Genomic DNA, 20,578 nt, shown 5'->3' on the forward strand with positions numbered 1-20,578 from the left:
TTTCCTATTGTTCATTCATATCTCCTTTATCATAGATAACAATAGGATGAACTATTTTTGTTTCCAATGTGGTAATTTTCACATCTCCCTCCTCTACATTCTTAAATACCTGGTCTACAACTACTCCATTAATAAATTTCTTACCAGATTTTTTAAATAATATATTATAGACCGGGATCAAATGTGCTTTATTGATCGGTACAAAGGTGTCCATCTCCTGTTTTTTTAATTCCTGAAAATCCGATATAGGGTTATCTCCTTCGGATAAATACAGGTATATATATCTTTTTTCTTCGTTCTTCAGGCCTACAGTATCGAAATCCGAGCTGTATATGATCTCTCCTTCCATTTCCGTATTCGTTTGTAAAGAATCGGGAAACTTAATTTCTACTTTGGATGTGTAATTCTTTTCTTCCCTTTTTTTTGTTTTGATGTTACATGAAGAAAATAATAGGAATCCACTCAAAAACACACAATAAACAATGGGGCTATTACTTCTTATTCCTTTCATTATATTTACGTATTGCTTCCCTTAATTTGGAATTATTTATAGAGTCATTTTGTCTTTTTATCTTATCTGCTTCTGTCTTTTTTACAGTTGTATCATAAATTCTCTTGGTTATTTTTTCGTAATAGTATCCTCTATCTCTTCCTACATAAGGAAAATGTTCTTCCAAAGTAATAGACATATTACTCACTTCTTCTTTTATCTGACTCATCCCCATATTTTTTACTTCCGTTTTATGTAGGTGAATAATATTAAATCCTTCTGCATCCGGAACCATAGGGGTGCTATTGGTTACCGGGAAAGATGGTCCCCATAACGTCATAAAAGGGTCCCACCAGGCATCCACATTATGGGTAATCACTTCAACACCGGGCGCCGCTACAGGTGTGTCCGTCAACCCGGATTTTCCCTGTGAAGATGTAAATTGAATTCCCATCCCCCCGATGCCCCGCGACATGCGGTTACCACGAAGGCTCATCGGACCGGAAAGGCGGGCCTTTAACCACCGTCCAAGCTGTCTGGCATCATTTCTGATATCGTTGACCATATCTCTGGTATTCACCCGTATTTCCAGTTTTACAACCTGCCACCTGTTAAGCTTACGGGGTGCAACCACGATCACTTCTTCCAGTTCAATAATCCCAACCTCACCATAGTCACGGTCGTACTTACTGTTCATTACATCCGTTTTATCTCCCATACTGTCACATCCTCCTTCCATGTAATCTTCTTCCTCCTGCGCTCCCAAAAAGGTATCGGGCTGAATACGACGACGTTTCGTCGTCAACATCGGTTGCTGATGATGATCGGCTGCTATTTGAAGTAACCTGTGTGCCAGGGCATCGTTCATAATGTTTCTGTTAAAGTAATATTACGTCCTGAGAGCCCAGTTTTTAGTGAATGGAATGCTGTTAATTACAATATCCTTGGCGGAGATCACAATCTGCACCCGTAAGGGCTTGTCACTGTCTGCGGAAAACCGTTCCCGGTAATTCAGGCAGTACCCGTGTTTGAATTCTACCTCCCGAAGCTTGCTCAACGCGTCCCGCTTGTAAAAAATGATCCTGCCATTCTTGGTTTGTGAACTGCTTATCATCCATTCGTAAAGCATGGTACTCCTGGTCAATTCCACCACCAGGCGTATCTTTCCGCCACGAGGATCGGAAGACGGTTTATCGCTGATATCCGAATCCTGGTCGAATATGATCTCATAATCCAGCACATTCATTTCCTGGCCGTCTATGACAAATTTTGACAAAAAACTCATGGTATGAAGCGTGTTTAAAATAGTTTTTTAAATAATATACCGATCGTTACATACTATCGTACATCATATTTGCTTACCTGTTAAAAATGCTTTTTCACACCGGCTTATACAACAGAACTTCCGGAACACATCAGTTTAACAGCATACAACTACTTCCTGTACATCTGGAAACGCGGAAGGGATATTCCGGTATCCTCCTGAATTAGTATTGCTTGGGAAAGAGAACTGAAATAAAAAATAAAGGGGCAGCTTTCACCCCCCCTTATACAACATTCGATTTGATCTTATATTAAAAAAATATCAGATCAGGGGATGGGTTATACCCATTCGTTCATGTGTTCTCCGCCTCCACTGGCGATAACACGACACGAAATGGTAAAGGTTTCCGTTAAAGGATTCCTCCCTGCTGCTTCAAAATTTTCTCTGTATTTTACCAGATAGCCTTCGGTGAAGTGAACTTCCCTGAGTTTGGCATCCGTATCGCGCTTACTATAGGTAATAAAACCGTTTTTACGCTCGAAATTGTTGGTCATCCACTCAAAAAAGAAAGAGTCTCCGGTAGATTCAACGGTCAGATAAATCCTGCCTCCGCGTGTTACGGAAGAAGGACGTCCCGTGGCATCAACTTCCTGTGCCAGGTCATAATTGGCGCTTAAAATATTTACTTTTTTACCGCCTACGTCTAAAGTTGCTTTAAATGACATACTAATTAAATTTTAAAAATTAAGGTTAAATAAAAAGATATACCAAATCAAATATTGAATTATTTATACTCGCAAGATATTAAACATAATACTACTACACAACTAAATGCGAGGTATTTTCCTCTTTTATATTAAGAATTAACCGTTAAGAAATATTAGTAAAGATGTGATAAGACAATACATTTGGAAAAAATATTTACTTTTGAAAATAAAGGAGCATTAAGTAAGAATACCATAGAAAACGAAATAATCATTCAGGGTTATTCCGCAATACGTATAAACAATAATAATCTGAAAAGATCAACCCGTTTTATAAAACCGACCCGATGTTTAAAAAAACTTTGTTACTCCTCGTCTGTACCATGAGTTTCCTGGCCTGCAAAGACAAGAAGAAAGAATCCGGCATTTCGACGGATAAAACAGAACACCCCCCCGAAACAGATACATTAAAAGAAGCTTCTTATGCCTTCATAGGAACATACACCAGGAAAGAAGGCCATGTGGACGGACAGGCAAAAGGAGTGTATTTACTGGAACGGGATGACGAAAACGGGAAACTGGTACAGGAAACCGTCGCCGCAGAAGTGGTAAACCCGTCTTACCTGGCCATTTCTCCGGACAAAAAGAATTTGTACGTAGTGAGCGAAGTTGCCAATGAAGGAGAAATCGGCACTATCCACATATATGGACTGGACGAATTTCAAAAGCCGGTCTTTCTCCAGGAATTGCCCACCGATGCCAAGGCTCCCTGCTATGTAAACCTCGATTCCGAAGGCGATTATGTCTTTGTAGTAAATTATGCCGGTGGCGTCGTTAAAATGTATAAGCGTGATGAAAAAGGCATGCTAACCCCTGCCGACGTTGTACAATTACACGGGTCGGGACCAAATGAAGGCAGACAGTCCGAATCACATCCGCATTCGGTGATCATATCTCCCGACGACCGCTTTGCTTTTGTCCCTGATCTGGGTAGTGATAAAATATGGAGTTTTGAAATAGACCGGGAAGAGGATAAACTTATCCCTCTTTCCAACGGTTTTGTATCCACCGCTCCCGGTGCAGGCCCCAGGCACCTGACTTTCCATCCCAGCGGTAAGTACGCGTACCTCATCAATGAACTCTACAATACAGTCAATGCTTTCTCTTACGATGCGGAAAAAGGCCTGCTTTCCGAAATACAGACTATCTCTACACTTCCCGACGGATTCAATGAATTAAGTAGTGCCGCCGATATTCATGTACACCCTAACGGCAAGTTTTTATATGGTTCCAATCGCGGGCACAACAGTATTGTAGTCTACGCCATAGATCAGGAAGACGGAAAACTCTCCCTTGTACAACATCAGTCCGTCAAAGGAAAAACACCGCGGAATTTTGCCATACACCCCTCCGGAAAACAACTCTACGCTGCTAACCAGGATTCGGGGAATATCGTACAGTTCGCGATTGACGGGGAAACCGGAAAACTTTCTTTTGAAACGGAACTGGACGTTAATTCGCCCGTTTGCATTAAATTTTACCCGTAGATTCCGGGATTTTAACTATTTTTGTGCTTCATTTACAACCAGAGGCAATGGTGTCTGCCCTGAACCGCCCCTTTACAGGGGATGATGGCGCCTGTTATCCCGACCGTCACCAGGTATGTGACCGGTGGAAAATTTATAATGTATAACAGGCCATATTTATGACACGACAAGAAGTTTCCAGAAAGCTGCGTTCCGTAGAACAACTCCCTTCCCTTTTCTTTATCGGTAAATGGATCGTATTATCCGCATTGGTGGGTATTCTGGCCGGATCGGCATCGGCCCTGCTGCTGTTTTCGCTCAACTGGGCTACGGATTTCCGGGAGGCCAATACGTGGATCATATGGTTACTGCCCTTCGGAGGATTGCTCATAGGGCTCAGTTATCATTATTGGGGACAGGATGTGGTAAAAGGAAATAACCAGTTATTGGAAGAATTCCACACTCCCAGGCAGATCATACCGCTAAAAATGGCTCCTTTGGTCTTATTCGGTACCGTTGCCACACACTTTTTCGGTGGATCAGCCGGACGTGAAGGCACTGCGGTGCAGATGGGTGGCGCCATTGCCGACCAGTTTACAAAAATATTCCGGCTGCGGCCAAGAGATCGCAAAATACTATTGGTCATCGGTATAAGCGCCGGTTTTGCCTCGGTTTTCGGAACTCCGCTTGCCGGGGCTATATTTGCCCTGGAAGTCCTGGTCATCGGGAGAATGCGGTACGAAGCCCTGCTTCCCAGTTTTATCACTGCGGTTATAGCGGATTATACCTGCCGCCGGTTGCAGGTGGGACATACGCATTATCATATTGACATCATCCCCGAAATGGAGTTTCCTTTTCTTATCTGGGCCATACTTGCCGGGATCGTCTTCGGCCTTGCTGCATTGCTGTTTTCCCGGTCCACGCACTTTTTCAGTGATCTGTTCGGTTCCAATATAAAATATCCACCGTTACGGCCCGTGATCGGGGGAGTCGTTCTTGCCGTTGTGGTCTATTTTATGGGTACTACCAAATATATCGGTTTGGGAATACCTACAATAGTGGACGCCTTTGAAACGGAACTCCCTCCCTACGACTTTCTGCTAAAAATACTCTTTACCGCATTTACACTTGGGGCCGGGTTTAAGGGAGGTGAAGTTACACCGCTCTTTTTTATAGGCGCCACACTCGGAAATGCTTTATCCTTCTTCATTCCGTTACCGGCAGCACTACTGGCCGGAATGGGATTCGTAGCCGTATTTTCCGGGGCTACAAATACCCCTATAGCCTGTACCATCATGGGAATTGAGTTATTTGGTATTGAAGGCGGGGCTTTTATAGCCATTGCCTGTGTAACGGCCTACCTCTTTTCCGGGCATTCCGGTATTTATTCCGCACAGGTCATCGGTAGCCCAAAACACCTGTTTTATGGGCGCGACCGGGGAAAAACGCTTACCGAAATAGATCAAAAACACAAGAAGAAATCCGGCAAACAATAAACATCCGACAACACGGATTGTTAAACCTCCCGCTATGATATGGTATCCTGAAAACAATACGCTAACTTGCATCCTGTAACCACTTATTTATGGAAAATAAAGCAAATAATAACGGATACCGGCAGTCTGCAGAAATACCGAGTACCATAAAATATACCGGGAAATTCCTGCAATCGCTCTCCCCTGCCCTTGCTACAAAATTTGCCACCAAACTGTTTACTTCTCCTCTCAAATACAGGCTCCCGAAACGGGAACAGCATATGGATGAGGAAAGTAAGCAAACGCGTGAAATCGTCCCTGTCCTCAACAAGGAAATCATGGTTTATGAATACGGGAACGGCACCAAAAAAGCGCTCCTGGTCCACGGTTGGAGCGGCAGGGGAACACAACTCGTAAAGATCGCCGATGCACTCCGGAAAGCGGGATATGCCATAATAAGTTTCGATGCCCCGGCGCATGGCAAAGCGGAAGGAAAAACGTCCAATATGTCCGAATTTATTGATGCCGCACTATTCCTGAAAGAAAAATACGGGCCCTTTGATATTGCCATAGGCCACTCCCTCGGAGGGATGACCGTACTCAACGCGGCAAAAAGAGGACTAAAAATTCGCAGGGCTATTACCATAGGCGCCGGGGATATGGTATCGGATATCGCTGTCGATTTTGTCAAGGCCCTGGGGTTAAAGGAGGAAATCGGGCATAACCTGAAAACTTCGTTTGACAAGCGTGTAGGTTTTGATATCAACGAACTCTCCGCCAGCGTAGCTGCCAGGGAAGTAAATATTCCCGTATTAATACTTCACGATGAAGAAGACCTCGACGTACCGGTCAGTGCCGCTCAAAACATATTGCAGAACCTGAGTCATGGCGAGCTGATGATCACCAAAGGGTTAGGACACAGAAAAATTCTCGGCGATGCCCGGGTAATAGAGAAAATTATTACCTTTATCCAAATTTAAAACAAAAGCGATGAAAAAAATTCTTGCATTAGTATTGGTAAGCGCACTGGCATTTGTTTCATGTGAAGGAGATCAGGGACCTCCCGGTGAAGATGGATTGGATGGTTTACAGGGACAGGTTTTTGAGATTGAAGGCGTAGATTTCGTTTATGAATCTGAATTTAATCTGTATAGTGCTCCATTTGCATTGGAAGAATATACAAATTTTGACATTTTAGAACAAGATGGCCTGCTCATTTATCGTTATGGTGATCTAAGAGATGTAGAAGGAAACATCGTAAATGGGTGGGAATTACTTCCCCTAACTGCTTATGATGGAGAAGGTAGGTCTTTCCAATATGGTTTTTCCCATGCTCAACTGGATGCCGAAATTCGAATTACCAGTGAGTTTGATATTTCTGACTTGGAAGCAGGGTATACACAAGATCAAATTTTTAGATTTATCATTTTACCTAACGATTGGGCTCCCGAAGCTGGTTTAAATAAGAATAATATGGAGGAGGTTCTGAATTCTCTTAAAATAGATAAAATAGAGCGATTAAACTTAAAAAATTAACCAGCAAGCAGATTCTATTTTTTTAAAGGAACAAAAAAGTAAGCCTTAAGAAATAATAAACAGGGCTATATCCACAGCGTAAAAACTACCGGATATAGCCTTTTTTTATTGAAATCTCCTTAATTTTGCATTCATAATCCAATCCCACGCGTCAACATGCCAGACAAAGATTACCCCATAACCAAACCTGAAGAAGAATGGGAAGCCGAACTCTCCCGGGAATCTTATTGGGTGCTGAGGCAGGGAGGCACCGAATTTCCGCATTCGGGAAAATACAACCTGCATTTTGAAAATGGAACGTATTGCTGTGCCGCCTGTAGTACCCCGTTGTTTGAAAGTACACATAAGTTCCGGAGCAACTGTGGCTGGCCCAGCTTCGACCAGGCCATAGACGGAAGCATAGAATACCTGAAAGATACTTCACACGGTATGATCCGTACCGAAATACGCTGCGCTAACTGTGGCGGGCACCTCGGCCATGTTTTCGATGACGGGCCTACACAAACCGGAACGAGATATTGTGTTAACTCGGCCGGTCTCAATTTTGAATGATCCGGACCAAAAACTTCTCCGGAGTGTCCCGTTTTTAAAGCTTTCCACGGATACTAATACCACACCTTTAAATACCTATTTTTCCAATCGTTAACTCCCCCCTTTAACGGGAAAATTTCTTTGTTAAATGCCGTTGAAACCTTTCCGTATTTCTTACCTTTGGCTCCATATTGTTCATTTACACAATATTCCTGTAACAGAGGCCAGGATTTAAAAGGATACACTAAACACTTAAAATTTAATCAGAGAAATGGGAAAAGGTTTTTTTCACGTTCCTGTGGCGGTCAATGAACCCGTAAAGTCATACACCCCAGGGAGCCCGGAAAGAGAAGAAGTTTTAAATCAGTACAAAGCTTACTTTAACGGTTCGGAAGACATTCCGCTGTACATAGGCAGCGAAGAGATCCGTACCGGGGACACCAGGTCCATCACTCCGCCGCACGACCATCAGCATGTGATAGGACAATACCACCTCGCCGAAAAATCACATATAGAAAAAGCTATCTCCGATGCCATGGAGGCCCGGAAAAAATGGGCCGCCCTTACCTGGGAACAACGTGCCGCCGTCTTTTTACGTGCTGCCGATCTTATAGCCGGACCTTACCGTGCCAAAATGAATGCGGCCACCATGATAGGACAATCCAAGAACATCTACCAGGCGGAAATAGATTCGGCTTGTGAGATCGTAGATTTTCTGAGATTTAACGTGGAGTACATGTCTCAGATATACAACGATCAACCGGAATCTTCCGAAGGTCTCTGGAACCGTGTGGAATACCGTCCGCTGGAAGGGTTTATTTATGCCATTACTCCCTTTAACTTTACTGCCATTGCCGGAAACCTTCCTTCCAGTGCGGCCATGATGGGGAACGTCGTGGTATGGAAACCCAGTGACAGCCAGATATTTTCAGCCAAAGTTATCGTAGACGTATTTAAAGAAGCCGGTGTACCCGACGGCGTGATCAACGTAGTCTATGGCGATCCCGTAATGATCACCGACACTGTACTGGCAAGCCCGGATTTTACCGGGATACACTTTACCGGATCTACCAATGTATTTAAAAGTATATGGGCCAAAATAGGTTCTAACATAAACACTTATAAAACGTATCCGAGAATTGTAGGGGAAACCGGGGGAAAAGACTTTATCATAGCCCACCCGAATTCCAAACCCAAGCAGGTCGCTACGGCCATTTCCAGGGGAGCTTTCGAATTCCAGGGACAGAAATGCAGTGCCGCTTCCAGGGTATACCTTCCGAAATCCATAGCACAGGAAGTACTCGACTTCGTTAAGGCCGATGTGGAATCTTTTAAAATGGGATCGCCCGAGGATATGAGCAACTTCATTACCGCAGTTATTCACGAAGGTTCTTTTGACAAATTGGCCAGTTATATAGACCAGGCAAAAGCAGACCAGGATGCGGAGATCATTATTGGAGGAAATTACGACAAATCCAAAGGGTACTTTATTCAACCTACGGTAATCCTGACAACAAACCCGAAATACAAGACCATGACCACGGAATTGTTCGGACCTGTAGTAACTGTTTACGTCTACGAAGACGAAAAATGGACAGAAACCCTGCAACTCGTAGATACCACATCGGAATACGGGCTTACGGGAGCTGTTTTCTCCAATGACCGCTATGCTGTAGATGAAGCTACCAAAGCCCTGGAAAACAGCGCAGGTAACTTTTACATCAACGACAAGCCTACCGGAGCCGTTGTCGGACAGCAGCCATTCGGAGGCGCAAGGGCTTCCGGCACCAATGACAAAGCAGGTTCCATGCTCAACCTTTTCCGTTGGGTTTCGCCGAGACTTATCAAGGAAACTTTCGTGTCTCCGGAAGACTACCGATACCCGTTTTTGGGATAGGTCCGGTTGCTGAAAAACAACATTTACACATCACCGCCGCGAGAACAAACGCGGCGGTTCTTTTTTGCCCTTTTCCCAGTAAAATAACACGTTCGCAGATGTTAAATGTAGGATTTTACATTTAACAAACATTTAACCAAATCCCCTTAAACCTTGACTTACTTTTACGATCTAACTAGAAAACCTTAAAAAAGTAACTCACCTAAGTAATGAAAAAAATCCTATTATTACTGAGTATTTTCCTTGTGCAATACTCTTTTGCCCAGAATTCGGTCACCCTTACCGGGACAGTCATAGATGAAGAGACGAAAGATCCCCTGGAATTCGCCACACTCGTTTTACGAAGCCTGGACAAGCCGGATGTTGTTACAGGAGGAATGACCGACATGGACGGAAAATTCAACGTAACGGTAAGTCCCGGAAACTACGATGTAAGTGTAGAATTTATTTCATATCGCCCTTTTACGCTTAAAAACCAATCTATAACGAGTTCTAAAGACCTCGGAACCATCCCGCTGTCTCTCGACATCGCGCAACTCGATGAAGTGGAAGTTGTGGGAGAACGGACTACTGTAGAACTGCGCCTGGACAAAAAAATATACAATCTCGGTAAAGACCTTACTACGCAAGGGGCTTCCGTTTCAGATGCGCTTGACAATGTACCCTCCGTAACAGTAGATGTAGATGGTACCATTGCCCTTCGTGGTAACGACAATGTACGTATCCTTATAAACGGGAAGCCTTCAGCCATGGCCGGTTTTGGAGATACCAACATCTTTCAGCAACTCCCTGCCGATGCCATTGAAAGTGTAGAAGTAATCACAAGCCCGTCAGCACGCTACGATGCCGAAGGTACTGCCGGTATCCTTAACATCATCTTGAAAAAAGATGAAATACTGGGCTTCAACGGCTCTGTTTCCCTTAGGACCGGGATACCTGAAAACCATAACATTTCTGCCAACATTAATTACAGGAAGAAAAAATTTAACATCTTTAACACTACAGGTGTTTACTATCGAAAATCTCCCGGGAATGCTTTTTATGAAAACCGTTATTTAGGTGATAGCGTAGATGTAGACCACACTTTGGAAGACAGGGATACAGATCGCCGACGTAGGGGCATTAATACTAATTTGGGAATAGAATATTACCTTACCGAAAACTCTTCTATTACCGGTAGTGTTTTTGGCAGATTGGGTGATGACAAGAGTATTGTAGAGAATATTACCTCACGTTTCCTTAATGACGAAACGGTAAACGAAACCTCCAGGGTAGAAACCGAAGGGGAAAAAGACACCAGCATACAGTTTGCGGTAAATTATATCAATAATTTTAACGATAAAGGACACAAATTAACTGCTGACTTTCAATATTCATATGACAAAGAAGACCGTCCAACCTTTATTCAGGAAAATTTGTTTTATCCTACCGAAGGTTTAATGGCGATGGAACAGATTTTCCAAAAGGAAAAACAAAAAGAATACCTTATTCAGGCCGATTATGTATTGCCGATGGGCGACGCTCAGTTTGAAGCCGGTTTCAGGAGTAAGATGGAAAATGAGGTTACGGATTATGCACTGGAACAATACAATTTAAACACTGGTGAATACGAACCCAACTTAGGGCTTACCAATATTTTTGATTACACAGAAAACGTACATGCCCTCTACACACAATACGGCAACAAAATAGGAAAAGTGTCCTTTTTATTGGGCTTGCGTCTAGAGAATACCGTTTTAAAAGGAAAGGTAACAGGCGAAGATTCGGCTATCGACCTCCCTTACGAGCCTAATTTTGACAAAAATTATCTTGGTCTCTTCCCCACTGTAAACCTAATTTATGAATTGGGCGAAGAAGAAAACCTTTCTGTGGGATATAACCGCCGTATTAACCGCCCCAGGGGCTGGTTCATCAACCCGTTTCCCTCCCGCGATAGCCGTACTAACATTTCCCAGGGAAATCCGAATTTAAACCCGGCCTTTTCTAATGCTTTTGATGTGGGCTATTTAAAAAGATGGGGGAAACTCACCTTTTCCACCTCGGTCTATTTTCAACACGAAACCGAATCATTTGAATTTATCCAGGAAGATACCGGTTTGACCACTGAAGATGGTGTGGCTATTATTCGTTCCATCCCTATTAATCTTTCCAGTGAGGATCGTTTTGGAGGTGAGTTCAGTATCATGTACAACCCTTCAAGGAAAGTTAGGCTCAATACCAGTTTCAACGTATTTAAATCTCAAACCGACGGAGAATTTAACGGTATAGACTACGGTGCTGAAAATACCAGTTGGTTTTCCAGGTTAAGTGCCAACATCACCTTACCTGCCGAAATACAATGGCAAACCACCGGCTTTTACAGGGGACCTTCTAAAACTGCCATTTCTGAAAGAAAAGGTATGTTTGGAGTTAACATGGCCGTTAGCAAAGACCTTATTAAAGACAAGGCCACAATCAACCTAAACGTAAGCGACTTGTTTAACAGCCGTAAAATGAGGTCATATACCTTTACCGATGACTTTACCTCTGATAGTGAAAACCAGTGGAGAGAACGTCAGTTCACTCTCTCTTTTACCTACCGTTTTAACCAGCCTAATAAAAAAGAGCGCGAAAAAGGCCGGGGAGGAGATAACGGTGATGACGATATGGGCGGTTTTGAAGGATAATATACATCGATTTTACACCCTTCATATTATAAAAAAGCGGGAGATTCGGCGAATCTTCCGCTTTTTTATTGTAAGGGGCAACTACTCCCCTAAAAAATGAAACTTTGTCATGGGCTTATGAGAAAACTATACTCAAAGCCCTGCTGTCCCGGATGTCGAACCGGCCGTTTCATATTTGGGGCGGAACGCTTTCATCGTATTTTCCAGCCTGGTAATGGCTTCTTTTATTTCATCGGGATTCAATGCCGCAAATCCCATGCGAATTCCCGGGTAAGGCGCGTCTATATTGTCTTCTTCATCTCCGCAATAGCCTCCCAGTTTCAATCCGTACCTGGCTGCTTCTGCCTTTACCTTATCCCAGTTAAGCCCTCCCCGGAGTTTTACCCATACGGCCATTCCCCCTTCCGGCGCCTCGAAATCAAAATAATCGTTTAGTCTTTCGCGCAACAGGGAACAGAAAAGATCTCTTCGTTCATGATACACTTTCAGCGCTTTTTTACTATGTCGCTGTATTTCTCCGTCACGGATCATATGGGCCAGAGTAAGCTCCAGGAGCGGATCGCCCTGCCTGTCTATAACTCTACGAAGCCGTGCAGCTTCGTCCACAAAATCCGTAGGAGCTACCATATACCCGACCCGGATAGCGGGGGCCACGATCTTACACAAAGCCCCGATGTAAACTACATTGCCTTTCGCGTCACTGCTGGCCAGGGGTAATATCGGAGCATTGCTGTAGTGAAAATCGTAATCGTAGTCGTCTTCTATTATGGCAAAACCATATTTCTGTGAAAGTTCCAGTAAATGCATTCTCCGATGTGCGGAAAGAGTTACTGTAGTCGGGTGATGATGGTGCGAAGTCACATAAACCGCCCGTATTTTTTCCATTCTGCACAGTTTTTCCACATCATCGGTTACGATTCCGCAGTCGTCTACCCCAACCCGTTTAAGCATTCCCCCGGATTCAATAAATACCTTATTGGCCGACCGGTAATTCGTTTCTCCTACGATCACATTCCCACCACCTGTTAACAACAATCGGGAGGACAAATAAATTCCCATCTGGCTGCCCCTGGTAATAAGGATATTTTCCGGTGAAGTGCTCAGGCCCCTGGTATCATTGAGATAGTCGGTAAGTACTTCCCGTAATTCCATATTGCCATATACGGAACCATAGGAAAGGTGTTTTCGGTTATATGATTTCTTTACTACGTTCCTGTATTCCCTCGCGATCTCTTCAATGGGCGCAATACGGTTATCCGGTACCCCGTCGTTAAAGGCTATAATACCTTGTTCCGGAAATTCGGCATCCCTGCTTTTCAGGTGTTCCCTCTGTATAAACGGGAAACCGGAAGTTCTTTTAGCTTTTCGCATTTCATCCTTCCACCCTGTACCCGGAAGGGACCTTTGCTCTATAATGGGGAGTGAACTGTTTACAAAAGTTCCTTTGGCCGGACAGGCTTCGGTCCACCCCTGTGCCATTAACTCATCATATGCAGCTATAACGGTCTTCCTGTGAATACCAAGCGTATCTGACATCCACCTCGTTCCCGGTAATTTCGTGGAAGGAAGGAGGACCCCGCCCTTTATCAGTTGAATGACCTGGTTGCACAACTGAATGTACAATGGTGTACAGGCTTTTTTATCTAATCGTATAATCGTTTTGTAAGGAATCATAACCGGACTACTTTATATGTTAAAACCGGACCACTAAAACACCCCATAAAACTACTACTTTTGATGATATAAATCAAAATATTATACCAAGATCCTTAATAATAGCATCTGATAAAGGGCAGAACCATGACCAAAGTACACGAATATAAACTTACGGTAAAGTGGACGGGAAATAAAGGAACCGGGACCAGTAGCTACAGGGCCTATGACCGTAACCACACCATACTAACGGATGGAAAACCGGATATTTCGGGTTCTTCAGACCCTTCTTTCCGTGGCGATAAAACCAGGCACAACCCGGAAGAACTGCTCGTAGCTGCGGTATCATCCTGCCACATGCTCTCCTTTCTCCATATGTGCGCTCAGGCCGGGGTAATCGTTACGGACTATGAAGACGGCGCCACGGGTTTTATGGAAGAGACCACAGGTGGTGGCGGGCATTTTACGAAGGTAATTCTCCATCCGAAAGTAACAGTACAGGAGGAATTCATGAAAGAGAAACTGGATGCCCTGCACCACCAGGCTTCCGAACTGTGTTTTATAGCGAATTCATGTAATTTTCCCATATATCACGAGCCTGTTGGTCTCGTTCGGGGTAATATATGACAAGTATATCCTTAATCAAAAAATGATACATTATGCCGGATTATGAAATTTCCGCTTTAAACAAAGTGACCCGGGGCCCAAAACGGGCTTCTTATGACCAGGAAGAAATAAACGGTATTCTCGATGCCCGATTCTTATGCCATATTGCCTATACCTGGAATGGAAAGGCTATTGTTATCCCTACCGCATACGGGCGGGACGGGGATAAACTTTACATACACGGTTCGTTAAAAAACCGGATGATGTCCTGTCTCCTGGAAGCAGGAGAAGCCTGTGTGTCCGTAACGCACCTGGACGGACTTGTACTGGCCAGGTCCGCATTTCATCATTCGGCCAATTACCGGTCGGTAAACATCTTCGCCAATGTGAAATCCATAGAAAATGATGATGAAAAAATGCATGCACTCCGGTGTATTATAAACCATATGGTCCCGGACCACTGGGAACATGTACGGCAGCCTAATGATAAAGAACTCCGTGCCACCCTGGTAATGGAGATAAAAATCGACTCCGCCTCTGCAAAAATACGTACAGGTGATGTCGTTGACGAAAAAGAAGACCTGCAACTGCCTGTATGGGCAGGTATTGTCCCGGTATCCGAAACTATCGGAATGCCGATCAGTGATCCGCTGCTGGGAGAAAACATCCCGGTACCGGAATCGGTTAAAAATTATGTACAAAAGTCAAATCTTAAAAACAAATAGCCATGTCCACATCCGCACCATGCCAATGCTGCACAGCAAACTATCCGGGAGAAAATCAATATGGTTCTTCCGCATTTATAGAAAAGCATCTTTCCGGGGCAACTCCGGAAAGTATCTCGTCGCTACGGCCGGAATACCTGGCGTATAGCAAATAACAAAGAAACAGGCCCGGAATACCACCGGGCCTGTACATAAAAAAGTATAGCTTAAGCAGGTTTAGTATACCGTAACCTCAGCCATTGCAGCAAACTGAAGTCCGTCGTAAGCCGATTTCATGACCAGTTTAAAATACCGGAAAGATTTGCTTTCCGAAAGGTCTATATTCTGTGGTGCAGCCGTTTCTTCCAGCACATGATCTCCGAGGCTTTCCCAGTTCGCATTGTCATTACTTACCAGTATTTCCAGGTCCTTTACTTTTCGCTGGCCGTCGCGTTGTGTCAGGGTAAAACCATTCACCGCAGTAGTTCCTTTCATGTCCACACTCACATGATGCGGATATTCTGCCGCATTATCGCCAGACCATTGCGAATGCCAGTACGTTACGGGGTCACCATCTATAATGTTGGAAGCCCTACCGTTTTCTCCACTCGTCTCCTGGGAACTGTAATCTGTTATCAGCCATCGGCTTTCCCAGTCCGGATCGTCGGTCAGTTCCGTCAGGTCTTCTTCCGGTTCCGGCAGGTTTAATGCCGCGATTTCGTCATAAACGGAGGTGCTTACTTTCAGTCCCCATTTCTGAAAAAAATCACCCAGGTCATTACCGGATATTTCACAGGCTTTCAGCATAAAATAACGCATTTCGGCTTCCGTGCTTCCCGGGTTGGGCTGTTCTTCCATGGTTTGTTTATGCAACTGCTGAAAAAAAGTGTCTCCATACGCAAGCCATAGTTGCTGAAACATACCGAGACGTACAAATAAACTTGCCGCACCACTGTTAAAATCCCGTTCTTCATCGGGCAGCACAAGATAATCGGCTACGGCATACCACACGCCGTCCCTGACCATCCGTGAAGGCGTTACACCCATTGCTCTTTCTGCCGCAAGAGAATAAATATTCACGGTTACTTCACCCAATCCGTCCCACGTCCAGGCTCCCTGCTGGTGCATGTGTCCCAGTTCGTGCCAGGGGCCCCAGCCGTCGTTACCCAATCCGTCCACCGTAAGAATATGGTTTACCACATCCCGATGGTACCAGGTCCGGTACCATGTAGCGGCCATAAAAGTATCTTCCATATCGGTCTCCGTCATCAGTAACCGATGGGTATTCCGTTGGTGTTCCGGTGCGGAACCGTCCTGGCCGCTGATAGCCGCTTCGGCATCCAGTATCTGTTCAGCAGTGTTAAGTAACTGGACCTGATCTTCATTGCGGTACTGAAGGGCCTTGTCCATAGAGGCCACTATAATGGCTTTGTCACTGACCAGCAATACATCAGGGGCATCTGTCCAGGTGTCGAGCATGGTTTGCCATTGCCCGTTGGTCGTTTCTCCGTGTACAAAATACGGCATGGGCTGATGTCCGTCCATAAATTCGATACGAACCTGCCCGGAAGCGATATTACCTTCACCGGTATTGTACCGTATGTACATAATGCCTCCGTATTCATCGCCGGGAACCGTATTGATGCCATCGGTCAGCGCTATTTCCGTCGGGTTCCACTTGGCTTCGTACCTCGAATACGAACCTATGAGCAATATGGGAGAACCGCTTCCCGGCTCTAACTGGTCTACCTTTACAACAAGTTCGGTATTCGGAGGGAGATAAAAACCCGTAGGCGTGAAATCGGAAGCCGGATTGGACTGACCGAGCCTTGCCGCTTCCTGTGTACCGGAAGGCGTCTCGTTGAATTCCAGGATTTCTTCGACAATTATTTCATCATCGCCGGGAACGGAAGGTCCCTCCGGATCTGTTTCGGATGGTACACCGCAGGAAAATACTCCCCCTGTAAAGACCAGGAGCAGTATAACCAGGTTAAGATTCACATAAGAATGTTTCATAAGTATTTGGATTTATGGTTAATAAATAAGTTTCAGGGTTAATACAAGATGTATGACTTTTTTCAGTAATACACCCCGATTTCCGCCAATGCGGCAAATTGTTCTCCGTCGTGAGAGGATTTGGCCGTAAACCGGAAATAGCGGAAATTCATTTCTTCTGCCAGTTCGATAACCTGTTCATAAGTATCTTCCAGGTCTCCCTGTATCACAGTTTCCCAGGAAGCGTTATCATTGCTTACTTCTATTTCATATGCTTTAACAGCCCGTTTTCCTACCCGCTGGTGTATTACGAATCCTTTTGCAGATAATTCTTCTCCCGTATCAATGACGAGATAATGCGGGTAGCCTGCCGTATCCGTATTCCACCTGGAATGCCAGTAGGTCTGTGGGCTACCGTCCAGAATGTTAATGGCTGCCCCGTCTTCGTTAACCGTTTCTTCGGAACTGAAGCCCGTTACCTGCCAGTTACTTTTATCGTGAACATCCTGCTGTCCTATGCTGATATCTATATCGGGAATATCGGATTGAAAGGCATAATTGAAATCTGTCCAGGTATTGTTTCCGTTTTCGTGGTGCAGGATAATGCTGAACGTATATTCGTTGTTTTCTTTTTCCTTGAATTCGGATACCGGCATACGGATGGAAAAGCTGTTATCTGTCAATGGCTCACCTACCCAGGTAACGGCGCGGTATCCCCCGGGATCAGTTCCCGGTTTGTGGTAATAGGTAATATCGGTCACCGGGATATCGGTCACATAAGAACCGGAAACAATAATATCCCCGTCTTCGTAATAGGCCCGTAATGCGTTTACATGAGCATTTGTATCAGTATAAAACATTTCATTTTCCCTGGAAAAAACCTGGCAGTTATTCACTATAGCCGCACTGGAATGTGCCAGAAATGTAGGGCTGATACCAAAAGTTGAATTTCCCGGCCCCATGAGAGACGTTCCGTAATCGCTACTTTCGGATTCGGTTAACGTAGACCCGCAATGCGGCAGGTTAAGACCATGTCCCATTTCGTGATACAGTCCGCCTATCCACACAGTAGCTTTCCATCCCACATCTCCCCCGGTTCCGAGGTTATCGTAACTCATCCCGGGATAATCGAGTGCGTAGGCATCCCGTCCGATACCGTAAAAGGGTACGCCGACTTCCATTTCCTCTCCTTCGTCCAGCTTTTCGTTCACCGCACAGATGATCAGGTTGTGATCACTGGCCTTTTCTTCCGGGTGCTCGGTAAAATAGGCATCTATTTCTTCTTTTACTGCCGATGCCCCTCCCTCGTAAGGGTAGTTTTCGGAACTCTTTTCTCCCTGAATAAGATGAATTTTTACCCGTTGCTTAATCTCGTCCTTCAGCAATCCGAAGGTTTTATTGCCATAACCCCAGTGTTGCATCCAGTCGGCAAAAAATTGTTGTCCCTCCAACATTATTTTACTGATCCTCTCTTCATAATCCTCGTTGACCTGCCTGTCATTGGACACAAAGTATATGACATTGAGGTTATAGGCATAATCGGATGTATAATTTACCTCATCGGGATTATCGGGGGTTTCCGGTAAGGAATCGTCCGGCACACAGGCATAAAACACCATAGCCATGAGGGCCATCATTCTCAAAATAATTTTTCTTTTCATTTTTATAAAGTTTAGTGGTTAAATTCAGTATTTATATCGGCCAGGATGGGGGGTATCACAATCTCCTTCTACATTAAAACTGCCCCTGCCTTCAGACAGGGGACAGCCTGTCAACTAACTAGCTCTGTCAACCGGTTCCGGTCAACTCAAATCGGACTTTATGTTTTGTCTCCCGGTTTATTATTGATTATTTCACCATATCAAACCATGATTGTCAATATCCCGGGTTTTGTTCCAATACACCTTCGGACAGATCCATTTGCGATTGTGGTACGGGCATGAGGTATAATTTATCTTCCCATACCCGGTCCTGTGCAATAGTGTTCTTCAGGTTTTTGATATTCTTCATCACTTCCGGGGCGATCTTCCACCTGCGGATATCCATATACCGATGACCTTCCAGGGCAAGCTCTACTCTTCTTTCATTGCGGATCACTTCCCGCAATTTCTCCTGGGTGTTATATAAATTCCTGTCTACAGAAGGCATGCCCGCTCTTTCCCTTATCTGGTCTAGGGCGTCATAAATACTGGTGTCCGGGCCGCTCAGTTCATTTTTGGCTTCGGCATAGGTCAGCAGGACTTCGGCATAGCGCAGGAGAATAACATTGGCGTAGTTCCCTATATTTTCCCGGTATATCTTCGGATCGACAAGTTTCCGGAAGTTATAACCGGTCTGCGACATGTTGGAAGCCCCTTGTACCCATTCGAATGTAAATCCGTCTTCTATGGCATTCCACGGCGCCCCGGGAAACATTACAGTTGCATACAGGCGCGGGTCCCGGTTGCGGAACTCTTCTTCAAAGGCAGGATCTCCGTTATTATACCATTCGGCCCTTTGTTCCGGTGCGGGAAGGGTTACCTGTTCTCCTGTCTTATAACTGTTGTAGCTGTTTACCAGTTCCTGTGTGGGGGTTACGGAACTCCATCCGCCGATAGTACCGGGAGGCAGATAGGTGTTGAGAAAATTATCATCGATCTGTGCTATACGTTGCCTGTCCAGGATCACTTCGCTATTTCCTTCATATTCTTCGTGAAAAAGTGCTTCGTAACTGCGTAAACCAAGCCTGAAATTCTGCTTGTCCTGTTCATCGTCAAAGTCAATCCAATGACTGTAGTTGTCTACCAGGTTAATATCGCTTTCGGCATCCAGTTTAAAGAGGTCGTATATCCCCAGGTCCATTACTTTTTGGGCGGCATCCACAGCTTCCTGCCATTGCCCTTCGTAAAGATGGGCCCTTGCTTTGAGGCCCAGGGCTGCCCCACGGGTGATCCTGCCTTTTTCATGGGGTTTTCCTCCCGGATAAGTTACCGGGAGTATTTCCGCAATGTCTTCCAGTTCCGTTACAATGAAATCCAGTACTTCTTCTCTCGGGGTACGGGGAATATCCACTTCATCTATTTCGAGCGTACGGGTCACCAGAGGAACGGCTCCGAACTTACACATCATCCGGAAATAGGAATAAGCCCGTACAAAGCGTACTTCTGCCTTGTACCTGTTAAGCAGGTCCGGGTCCGCATTTTCCACGGCATCCGCATTTTCCAGGAAATAATTACAGCGACGCTTGTCTTCATATCCCCAGCCCGCATCATCGGCTGTGATAATACTGCCCGCAGAAATTACCGTGGCTTTACTTTCCCAGGGGTATTGCGCATGTGCATTATCGGAAGAACCGTCGTCATAGATAAATCCCTCAGCGGGCAACTGGCTGTAGATACCGTTTACAGCCTTGTACAGGTCTTCTTCCGTTTTCCAGAATGTTTCTTCGGAAACGTCATCCAGCGGCGGTCTTTCCAGGAAATCATCGGAACAGGATACAGTAAATATTAGAAGTGCCGTACATGTATATAGAATTGTCTTTCTCATTTTTTT

18 protein-coding genes and 1 riboswitch are annotated in these 20,578 nt (G+C 44.8%); of the genes, 10 read left to right on the forward strand and 8 right to left on the reverse strand.

The genetic code is table 11. The annotated features are described in order from the left end of the window. Positions 1-4: 4 nt before the first annotated feature. The 4 genes from ACVBDY_RS04040 to tssD (ACVBDY_RS04055) all read right to left on the reverse strand — a co-directional run bounded on the left by ACVBDY_RS04040 (position 5) and on the right by tssD (ACVBDY_RS04055) (position 2,479). Positions 5-511, reverse strand: coding sequence for a hypothetical protein (locus ACVBDY_RS04040; protein ID WP_447174184.1), 507 nt, complete (start codon positions 509-511; stop codon positions 5-7). Continuing rightward, a complete protein-coding gene (locus ACVBDY_RS04045; RefSeq protein WP_447174185.1) occupies positions 492-1,358 on the reverse strand; it encodes a hypothetical protein in 867 nt (288 codons plus the stop codon). The genes ACVBDY_RS04040 and ACVBDY_RS04045 overlap by 20 nt, the downstream gene beginning before the upstream one ends. Positions 1,359-1,379: 21 nt before the next feature. Then, complete coding sequence (gene tssD, locus ACVBDY_RS04050) at positions 1,380-1,775, reverse strand: type VI secretion system tube protein TssD (protein WP_447174186.1); 396 nt, start codon at positions 1,773-1,775, stop codon at positions 1,380-1,382. A gap of 317 nt (positions 1,776-2,092) precedes the next feature. Then, the gene (tssD, locus tag ACVBDY_RS04055) at positions 2,093-2,479 is read right to left on the reverse strand and encodes a type VI secretion system tube protein TssD (RefSeq protein ID WP_447174187.1); all 387 of its coding nucleotides are present in this window, start codon (positions 2,477-2,479) and stop codon (positions 2,093-2,095) included. Positions 2,480-2,805: 326 nt separating this feature from the next. Here tssD (ACVBDY_RS04055) and ACVBDY_RS04060 point away from each other — a divergent pair, with 326 nt between their 5' ends. The 7 genes from ACVBDY_RS04060 to ACVBDY_RS04090 all read left to right on the forward strand — a co-directional run bounded on the left by ACVBDY_RS04060 (position 2,806) and on the right by ACVBDY_RS04090 (position 12,089). Further along, positions 2,806-4,005: a lactonase family protein gene (locus tag ACVBDY_RS04060; protein WP_447174188.1), complete on the forward strand. Its 1,200-nt coding sequence runs from the start codon at positions 2,806-2,808 to the stop codon at positions 4,003-4,005. Between the two features lie 34 nt (positions 4,006-4,039). Further along, a riboswitch (Fluoride riboswitch) is annotated at positions 4,040-4,106 on the forward strand. A 57-nt stretch (positions 4,107-4,163) separates the two neighbouring features. Then, a complete protein-coding gene (locus ACVBDY_RS04065) occupies positions 4,164-5,480 on the forward strand; it encodes a chloride channel protein (RefSeq protein ID WP_447174189.1) in 1,317 nt (438 codons plus the stop codon). Positions 5,481-5,569: 89 nt separating this feature from the next. Beyond that, positions 5,570-6,439 carry an alpha/beta hydrolase gene (locus tag ACVBDY_RS04070; protein ID WP_447174190.1) on the forward strand — a complete coding sequence of 290 codons (870 nt, stop codon included), beginning with the start codon at positions 5,570-5,572 and terminating at the stop codon, positions 6,437-6,439. 10 nt (positions 6,440-6,449) lie between these two features. After that, on the forward strand, positions 6,450-6,995 hold the full coding sequence (locus ACVBDY_RS04075) for a hypothetical protein (protein WP_447174191.1): 546 nt from the start codon (positions 6,450-6,452) through the stop codon (positions 6,993-6,995). Between the two features lie 156 nt (positions 6,996-7,151). Then, positions 7,152-7,547: a peptide-methionine (R)-S-oxide reductase MsrB gene (gene msrB, locus ACVBDY_RS04080; RefSeq protein ID WP_447174192.1), complete on the forward strand. Its 396-nt coding sequence runs from the start codon at positions 7,152-7,154 to the stop codon at positions 7,545-7,547. 250 nt (positions 7,548-7,797) lie between these two features. Beyond that, the gene (gene pruA / locus ACVBDY_RS04085) at positions 7,798-9,423 is read left to right on the forward strand and encodes an L-glutamate gamma-semialdehyde dehydrogenase (protein WP_447174193.1); all 1,626 of its coding nucleotides are present in this window, start codon (positions 7,798-7,800) and stop codon (positions 9,421-9,423) included. A gap of 209 nt (positions 9,424-9,632) precedes the next feature. Beyond that, complete coding sequence (locus ACVBDY_RS04090; RefSeq protein WP_447174194.1) at positions 9,633-12,089, forward strand: TonB-dependent receptor; 2,457 nt, start codon at positions 9,633-9,635, stop codon at positions 12,087-12,089. A 132-nt stretch (positions 12,090-12,221) separates the two neighbouring features. On the opposite strand, the gene ACVBDY_RS04095 is transcribed toward ACVBDY_RS04090, so the two are convergent. Beyond that, entirely contained in the window at positions 12,222-13,763 is a 1,542-nt protein-coding gene (locus tag ACVBDY_RS04095) for an aminotransferase-like domain-containing protein (protein ID WP_447174195.1), read from the reverse strand. Positions 13,764-13,889: 126 nt separating this feature from the next. Between ACVBDY_RS04095 and ACVBDY_RS04100 the strand changes: the two genes are divergently transcribed. From ACVBDY_RS04100 to ACVBDY_RS04110, 3 genes are read left to right on the forward strand one after another with little or no spacing between them, the layout of a single operon-like run. After that, positions 13,890-14,369: an OsmC family protein gene (locus ACVBDY_RS04100; RefSeq protein WP_447174196.1), complete on the forward strand. Its 480-nt coding sequence runs from the start codon at positions 13,890-13,892 to the stop codon at positions 14,367-14,369. A gap of 32 nt (positions 14,370-14,401) precedes the next feature. Further along, on the forward strand, positions 14,402-15,073 hold the full coding sequence (locus ACVBDY_RS04105; protein ID WP_447174197.1) for a pyridoxamine 5'-phosphate oxidase family protein: 672 nt from the start codon (positions 14,402-14,404) through the stop codon (positions 15,071-15,073). 2 nt (positions 15,074-15,075) lie between these two features. After that, positions 15,076-15,228 carry a hypothetical protein gene (locus ACVBDY_RS04110; protein WP_447174198.1) on the forward strand — a complete coding sequence of 51 codons (153 nt, stop codon included), beginning with the start codon at positions 15,076-15,078 and terminating at the stop codon, positions 15,226-15,228. Positions 15,229-15,289: 61 nt separating this feature from the next. Here the strand turns inward: ACVBDY_RS04110 and ACVBDY_RS04115 are convergent, their stop codons facing one another. From ACVBDY_RS04115 to ACVBDY_RS04125, 3 genes are all read right to left on the reverse strand, one after another. Then, the gene (locus ACVBDY_RS04115) at positions 15,290-17,068 is read right to left on the reverse strand and encodes a M60 family metallopeptidase (protein ID WP_447174199.1); all 1,779 of its coding nucleotides are present in this window, start codon (positions 17,066-17,068) and stop codon (positions 15,290-15,292) included. Positions 17,069-17,130: 62 nt separating this feature from the next. Continuing rightward, the gene (locus ACVBDY_RS04120) at positions 17,131-18,708 is read right to left on the reverse strand and encodes a discoidin domain-containing protein (protein ID WP_447174200.1); all 1,578 of its coding nucleotides are present in this window, start codon (positions 18,706-18,708) and stop codon (positions 17,131-17,133) included. A gap of 214 nt (positions 18,709-18,922) precedes the next feature. After that, entirely contained in the window at positions 18,923-20,572 is a 1,650-nt protein-coding gene (locus ACVBDY_RS04125) for a RagB/SusD family nutrient uptake outer membrane protein (RefSeq protein ID WP_447174201.1), read from the reverse strand. Positions 20,573-20,578 lie beyond the last annotated feature (6 nt).

The organism is Sinomicrobium halophytocola (genome assembly GCF_052983395.1).